Here is a 7,544-nt window from a genome sequence, read left to right on the forward strand (position 1 = left end):
CTGCGCCAAATCCTCGTCCAGCTCATCCGCCGACTTCAGCTCCTCCCAAGCTGAAATCCGGGTTCTTCACGGTCGACCAGATAAGTGGTGATTGCCAAATGCGCTCCCTTTAGCCCTGCCCGGGCAGCGATGGTGCGATCTAGAACGAGGTGGGGTTTAAGGAACCCCGGGATCGTCACTAAACCTCTGTTTGATTGCGCAAGGCGAGGCGGGTGTCTACACCTGGGCTGGCACGACGCGGGATACGGCATGCCCGGCATGCGGTCCTGCTCGCGGCTGGCCAGGTTGTTGGACCGGATGGACAGGACATGCGCTATGGCAAGCCCGAGTTCCGCAACGATGGCTTTGTCGCCTTGGGGCGCAATTCGCTGCGTCAAAACGCCAGCTAACGACAGACATCCTGCATCAAAGAAGAACCACGTGCTGCCTAAACATCTGCGTCGCCTCGAAGCTGAATCGATCGAAATCATGCGTGAGGTTGTCGCCGAGTTCAAAAGGCCGGTCATGCTCTATTCGATCGGAAAAGACTCGAGCGTCATGCTGCACGTCGCCATCAAGGCGTTCTATCCGGCAAAGTTGCCGTTCCCCCTGCTTCACGTCGACACGGGCTGGAAGTTTCGCGAGATGATCACCTTCCGCGATGAGACAGCCAAGCGCCTCGGCGTCGACTTGATCGTCCACGTGAACAAGGAAGGCATCGAGCGCGGGATCAACCCGATCGATTCCGGCTCGGCTCTTCATACGCAGGTGATGAAGACCGATGGCTTAAAGCAAGCGCTTGATCTCTATCAGTTCGATGCCGCGTTTGGTGGAGCACGACGTGACGAGGAAAAGAGCCGCGCAAAAGAACGGATATTCTCCTTCCGTTCGGCCGGACACGTGTGGGACCCACGCAACCAGCGACCGGAGCTCTGGAATCTCTTCAACACCCGAATCCGCCAGGGCGAAACCATGCGTGTGTTCGCAATGTCGAACTGGACTGAGCTCGACGTCTGGGAATACATCATGCTCGAGAAGATCCCGGTCGTCCCGCTCTATTTCGCAAAGCAAAGGCCCGTCGTCCGGCGGAGCGGCGCAATGATCATGGTCGACGACAAGCGATTACCGCTTCAGTCGAACGAGAGGCCGGAGATGCGGATGATACGTTTCCGCACGCTGGGATGCTATCCCTTGAGCGGGGCTATCGACTCCGACGCGACCACGATCGAGGACATCGTCGCGGAAATGCAGACCGCGAGGGTATCTGAGCGCCAGGGACGCTTGATCGATACCGATGAAGCCGCTTCGATGGAGAAGAAGAAGCGGGAAGGTTACTTCTGATGGCTTCCAAAGCGACAGCCGAGCTGGTCCAGGCCGGAACGAAGGACCAACTGCGATTCATCACCTGCGGTTCGGTCGACGACGGCAAGTCGACGCTGATCGGCCGGCTGCTGCATGACACCAAGATGATTTACGAGGATCAGCTGATGGCGCTGGCACGCGACAGCGCCAAGCACGGCACCAACGGCAATGAAATCGACTTTGCGCTGGTAGTCGACGGGCTTGAGGCCGAACGGGAGCAGGGCATCACGATTGACGTGGCTTACCGCTTCTTTACCACCCGGCGCCGCTCGTTCATGGTGGCCGACACGCCCGGCCACGAGCAGTACACGCGTAATATGGCAACCGGCGCCTCGAACGCCCAGCTCGCCATCATCCTGATCGATGCCCGCAAGGGTGTGCTGGTTCAGACCAAGCGTCACTCCTTCATCTGTTCGCTGCTCGGTATTCGTCATGTCGTCCTGGCAGTGAACAAAATCGACCTCGTCAACTACAAGAAGGAGAGTTTTGACCGGATCGTCGGTGAGTATGTGGCCTTTGCTGCCGGTCTTGGCTTCACGTCGATCGTTCCGATCCCGATCTCCGCCCGGTACGGCGACAACGTCATCAACCGCTCCGGCAAGACCCAGTGGTACCAGGGGCCTTGCCTGCTCGATCATTTGGAGAGCATCGATATCCAGTCCGACACTGGAAGCCAGGCTTTCCGCTTTCCAGTCCAGTGCGTGAATCGGCCCAACCTGGACTTCCGCGGCTATGCCGGGACGGTGGCTTCCGCGAGCATCACGGCAGGAGATGAGATCGTTGTCGCAGCGTCTGGACGGACTACACGCGTCAAGCGCATCGTCACCCAGGACGGCGATCTTCCTCGCGCTGAGGCCGGCGATGCCGTCACCATTGTCGTCGAAGATGAGATTGATATCAGCCGTGGCGATCTTCTCGCCCGTCCGGCTGAGCGGCCGGAGGTCGCCGATCAATTCGCCGCTCATCTGATCTGGATGGACAATGACCCGCTCGTTGCTGGACGCAACTACATCCTTCGCATTGGAACACAGACTGTGGCCGCCGGTCGTATTACTACAATCAAGTATCGGATCGACGTCAACACACGTGAGCACCTGGCAGCCAAGACGCTTAGCCTCAACGAGATCGGATTCTGCAATCTTGCGACCGCAACGCCCACGGCTTTCGATGCTTACGAGGTCAATCGCAAGACCGGTTCATTCATCCTCATCGACCGTTACACCCACCGCACGGTCGGCGCCGGCATGATCGCGTTTCCGCTACGGCGGGCTAGCAATATCGCGTGGCAACCGATTTCAGTGGGTAAGAGAGAGCGGGCGGCGCTCAAGGATCAAAAGCCTTGCATCATCTGGTTCACCGGCCTGTCCGGCGCGGGCAAATCGACAATTGCCAACGTCGTCGATCAGAAGTTGTTCGCAATGTCGCGCCACACGATGCTGCTGGACGGCGACAACGTGCGGCACGGATTAAATGGGGACCTCGGCTTCACCGAGGCCGACCGTGTTGAAAATATTCGGCGTGTGGGCGAACTCGCCAAGTTGATGGCCGATAGCGGTTTGATCGTGATTTGCTCATTCATCTCGCCCTACAGGTCCGAGCGAGATATGGTACGCAACCTGGTTGCTGAGGATGAGTTCATTGAAGTTTTTGTGGACACGCCAATCGAAGAATGCGCGCGGCGCGATCCCAAAGGTCTCTATGCAAAGGCGAACTCCGGCAAGATCAAGAACTTCACCGGCGTCGATGCGCCCTACGAAACGCCAATAAGACCCGAAATTCATCTCAAGACCATGGGGCAGAAGCCCGAACACCTAGCGCAAGCCGTTGTCGATCTATTGATGGCCCGCGCAATCGTCCGCGGCCGCTAGCGTTTGCCAAATTTGCCGTCCTTGCCGAAACACTCGAGCCGGTTAGCTCCCGCAACTTGCACTATAAAAGAAGGGTTCTATCGGCAGAGCTTGCCGTAAGGCCCAAAGCAACGCTTCACAGATGGTCGATATAGGGCTCCACATCCCGCCTGATTTCATACTAGCGGCAACCATCGTAGTGCCGTCGGCGTTGTCGGTGTCGAGCCTCGAATTTCGTGCTGATCGCCGGAGCGACAGCCCTGCGCGAACGCCCCTCAGCCAAATCAGGCCAACTTGCTACTCGTGATGGCATGCTTGGATGTTGCTTTTCTCAGCGATGGGGTCGCCCCCCATGTAAGCCGACCGCGAGCTCCGCTCACTAGTCCATGACCTCCTCATATCGTTTGTCGAATACCGAGAAACCAGCGGACAAGTACAAGGGCTGTCCCTACCGCAAATCCAATCCGCTGGCAGTTGATCGAGAATCGGGCGATGCTGCTGCTCGATGTTTGATTTGTGCAAACTGATCGTCGGGACAGTGATCGATCTGCTGCGGTCGCGCGCAATGCTCGAGGCGGAGATTTTGGTGCTGAGGCAGCAAATCAATGTGCTGCGGCGCGGCAATCCCAAGAGACTTCGATTTGCGTCGATTGACCGGCTGATATTGGGAGGTATCTGCCGGCTGTTTCCCAAGATGTATGATACACTTGCAATTGTCCGACCCGATACCGTGATCCGCTGGCACCGCGCCGGTTTTAGGCTGTATTGGCGCAGGAAATCGCGCCACTGTTGCGGTCGACCAACGGTATCGTTGGAGATTCGCCGTCTGATCCGCGAGATGAGCCTCGCCAATCCATTGTGGGGAGCACCGAGACTCCATGGCGAGCTTCTCAAGCTCGGCATCGATGTCGGCCAGACCAGCGTCGCCAAGTACATGGCACGGAGGAGGGGACCCCCCTCGCAGGGATGGAAGACGTTCCTTCGCAACCATGCTGACGGGATCGCGGCGATGGACCTTTTCGTGGTGCCGACGATCTCGTTCCGGTTGCTCTATGGATTGCTGATCATGGGCCATGGTCGGCGGCAGATCCTGTGGCTTGGAGTGACCGCGCACCCAACGGCCGAATGGATCGCCAATCAACTGACGGAGGCGTGTGGCTGGGAGCAAATCCCTCGTTACCTGATCCGGGACCGCGACGGCGCCTACGGAAAGATATTCCTGCGCCGGGTTCGATCCATCGGGATTCGAGACCGTCCGACGTCTCCTCGCTCACCTTGGCAAAACGCTTGTGCAGAACGGCTGATCGGTTCAATCCGCCGGGAATGCATTGATCATGTCGTGGTGTTCGGAGAGCGCCATCTGCGTCACGTGCTGCTCTCGTACATGAACTATTACAACGGCACGCGCACCCATTTGTCGTTGCATAAAGACGCGCCGATTTCACGCGGCGCCGCGACAGTTGGACGCATTCTCTGTCGCCCGATTCTGGGCGGACTGCACCACCAATATGCCCGGACTTGATTTGCGGTAGGCATAGCATCGCATCACCGAAAAACGAGAAATCCGTGTCGTGCCGCGATGTTGCGGTTCTGTCCGGGACCTGATCCGAGCGTCAGACTCATTCGCCAAGCAGAGGCAACGCGAAAATGGTCATTGGAAGCGCGTCTCGGTTCGCCGACGCAGGCTTTTGTCAGTTCAGATCGCCCTTCGTGCCCCCAGCGCTTAACGTCAGAACGATCCAGCCTCTTGATGCAGCTCGCCACCCCGCATCAGGCGGCGGGCGATGTCGGCGGTCTGCAGGGCCGCGCGTTCGGTCGGTGAATGGGCCGCCACATAGCGGGCAACCGCGATGAGGATGTGCCGGCCCTCGTCCGTGTCGCCCCACGCGCCGAATTGCCGGACCCCGGCCTCCAGCATCTGATACGTATGGAAGCCTGCATCTTCGCGCAGCACCGCATGCGCGAGCGTGGCGATCAGTGCCTGCGGCGAATGGCCGAGCGTGAGATGCCGTGCCACCAGGCTCGCGGCGAGATCGACCTGTCGCTGCCGGTCGAAGGCGTCGAGCAAGGCGGCGCCGATCGTCTCTGGATCCGCGGGCAGAGCATCGAGCTGCTCGCCGCCGTCGCCCCGGATGCGCGCCGGCGGCACATTGAGATAGCGAGCAAGGTAGAGCGCCATCGCTCCGTGCAATACGCCGCGAACGGCCGTGACGTGAGTGTCGATGTTGGCAGTCCCGATGCGCGTCAGCATCTGGTGGACTGCGTTGGCGTAGGTGAAGACGTGATGCGCCGTCTCCCAGTCGGCGTGCTCGTTGGCAGTGCCGAAACGCGCCACCCTGAGTGATGCCGCGTACGCGAGGGATTGGCCAAGGTCAGCAGGAGCGGCACCGGCGCGGATCGCCGCCTTGAGCGCGTCAACGATCCTGGCCGGATCGTCACCGAGCAGCTCTTGAGCAAGTGCGGCGTGGTCCGACCAGTCACGCGCGCCGCGTCCGGCAGCGAACAGGTTTGCGAGTTTGCTGGTTGATTCCTCACACAACGCAACAAGGTCAACGGGCTGGCGCCAGGCCGTCGATTCCTCGGCGCCACGAGCCGCTACCATCTGACCGGCGACAGTTGGCAGCAGAGCCGCCGCGTGTTGCCAGCCGACCAGGTCGAGGCACTCGAACGCCTTGTTGATGAAGTCGAGCGAGTGCCCGGTGTCGGCGAAAGCCCGCTCGGTCGCGGCGGCGAACAGCGCATCAGCGAGTTCAGCCGGGGAGAAGCCGGCCGCAATCGCCGTAAGCAGGGTGCGTTCGGCCGCCTCGCAATGGCGCACGGTTGTCCAACGCCGCAGCCAGCGTTTGAGCGCGGCCGGATCCGGCCGGCTTCCAAGCGGCGCGCGGTCCCGCCGCGGCGCCTCGCCGTTGCAGTCCGCCGCCACGCGGCGCGCGCCGTGGAAGAGAGCGAGATAGGCTTCCTCCTCCGGCAGCACAGGCAGAAGATTAGCGAGTGCCGTAAGGATCGTAAGACCCACGCTCCAGCCGTCGCGATTTTGCGCCCCGAACAGCGCCACCTGCCGGACGATTTCGCCCTGCGGTACGCCGGCCGCGAGCTGACCATGGATGGCCTTGGCAATGATGAGGCCGAGGTCGTGGGCGAGGCCGTTCGCAAGCCGCTGATGCCAGTGCGCGACGGGATCGGCCTGCGTGAACGCGGTCTTCACCCAGACGTCACCATTACGTACCTCGACCGCGCAGATCGGCACGTCGTCCGCCCACAGGTCGAAGGTGCAGCCGCTTTCGAGATCGAAGCGGGCGTGGTGCCAGTGACAGGTCAAGATGCCGTCCTCGAGGCTGCCGCGGTCGAGCGGGAAGCCCATGTGCGGGCACCGATTGTCGAGGGCGAAGACGCGCCCGCGGTCGTAGATGACGAGGATCGGACGATGGGCACCGTGCACAACGAGCCGCCCCTTGATCTTCAGCTCCTCAAGGCTGCCCGCCAGCACAAATTCCTTGCTGGGCGCGTCCATGAGCATACCTCCCATTGTCGCTTCGGGGCTGCTGCAGGTACTCGACAACATAGGCCTCCTCTCGCGCAAAGGCGAGAGGAGGCCGTGGTTTAAGGACTGCGCGAAAGGAACCGCACTGGATTATCCAGCCGTACAGAACTGATGTTCAGTTCGATCGCGTTCGGCAGTTTCGACACAAGCGTCGCGATGACAAGCGGCAAACGCAGGGACAAGCACTGCGTGGCTGGTCAAACTGCGCGCAGCCATCGTCGCACCGCCGGCCGAAATCGCCTGCCGATCCAACCAGCGCTAGCACTACTTTGGCAGAAAGTGTTTTCGCCACTGTTTTTCAAGGATTTGCTTTCGGCAATATGGACACTGCTGAGACGGTGGCCGAAGGATGAGATCGACGATGGCGTGACGTACGGCGGGCATGGTTGGTTGAGGCGGAGGCCCGTTGATTCTTTTTTTTCCGCCCCGCGTGTGCGAGGCGACGATGTTGCAGGAAGGTGTAGGCGATCATTGTCATCAGGGCGTGGCGATGAAGACCCTGCTATGATCGCCCTTCGAAGTGATCAAGTCCGAGCTCCTCCTTCAACTGCTGATGCGCTTGCTCACAAATCCACCGTGCCTTGATGGTGGCTGCCAGCGTGCGCAGATCCGTCGCCGCCGGAAGATTGGCGAGATAGTATTTCTTCTCTCCCGAGGCGCGTTGCTCGCCAATGAGCCAGGCTTTCATGGCGATCAGCGCGGAGGGAGGAAGAGCGGCGCGGGCCCGAGGAGGGAACTGGGGGAACTGATGCGGTCACTAACGCAAGCTGAGGGTCCCCGTGACCTTCTTCAGTCTTAACCCATCGACTGCGAGC

At 60.4% G+C, this 7,544-nt stretch carries 4 protein-coding genes and 1 pseudogene; 3 read left to right on the plus strand and 2 right to left on the minus strand.

Translation table 11 applies throughout. The features are described from left to right. Positions 1-420 precede the first annotated feature (420 nt). The 3 genes from cysD (at position 421) to AC5ZGW_RS44710 (ending at position 4,710) form a co-directional block, all read left to right on the plus strand. The gene (cysD, locus tag AC5ZGW_RS44700; RefSeq protein WP_245475153.1) at positions 421-1,320 is read left to right on the plus strand and encodes a sulfate adenylyltransferase subunit CysD; all 900 of its coding nucleotides are present in this window, start codon (positions 421-423) and stop codon (positions 1,318-1,320) included. Continuing rightward, entirely contained in the window at positions 1,320-3,209 is a 1,890-nt protein-coding gene (gene cysN / locus AC5ZGW_RS44705) for a sulfate adenylyltransferase subunit CysN (RefSeq protein ID WP_130231135.1), read from the plus strand. The genes cysD and cysN overlap by 1 nt, the downstream gene beginning before the upstream one ends. Before the next feature lie 493 nt (positions 3,210-3,702). Beyond that, positions 3,703-4,710, plus strand: a complete 1,008-nt coding sequence (locus tag AC5ZGW_RS44710) for an integrase core domain-containing protein (protein WP_245475152.1) — start codon at positions 3,703-3,705, stop codon at positions 4,708-4,710. A gap of 207 nt (positions 4,711-4,917) precedes the next feature. Here AC5ZGW_RS44710 and AC5ZGW_RS44715 read toward each other — a convergent pair whose 3' ends face one another. Together AC5ZGW_RS44715 and AC5ZGW_RS44720 are read right to left on the minus strand one after the other, a co-directional pair. Further along, positions 4,918-6,675: a Rieske (2Fe-2S) protein gene (locus tag AC5ZGW_RS44715; RefSeq protein ID WP_245475151.1), complete on the minus strand. Its 1,758-nt coding sequence runs from the start codon at positions 6,673-6,675 to the stop codon at positions 4,918-4,920. A gap of 352 nt (positions 6,676-7,027) precedes the next feature. Continuing rightward, positions 7,028-7,414: pseudogene (locus tag AC5ZGW_RS44720) on the minus strand (transposase); the annotation flags it as partial. Between the last annotated feature and the right edge of the window lie 130 nt (positions 7,415-7,544).

The organism is Bradyrhizobium sp. Crot121, from assembly GCF_059512385.1.

Coding starts and splice junctions, on each gene's coding strand:
- cysN (WP_130231135.1), top strand. CDS start 1,320: ATGGCTTCCAAAGCGACAGCCGAGCTGGTCCAGGCCGGAACGAAGGAC.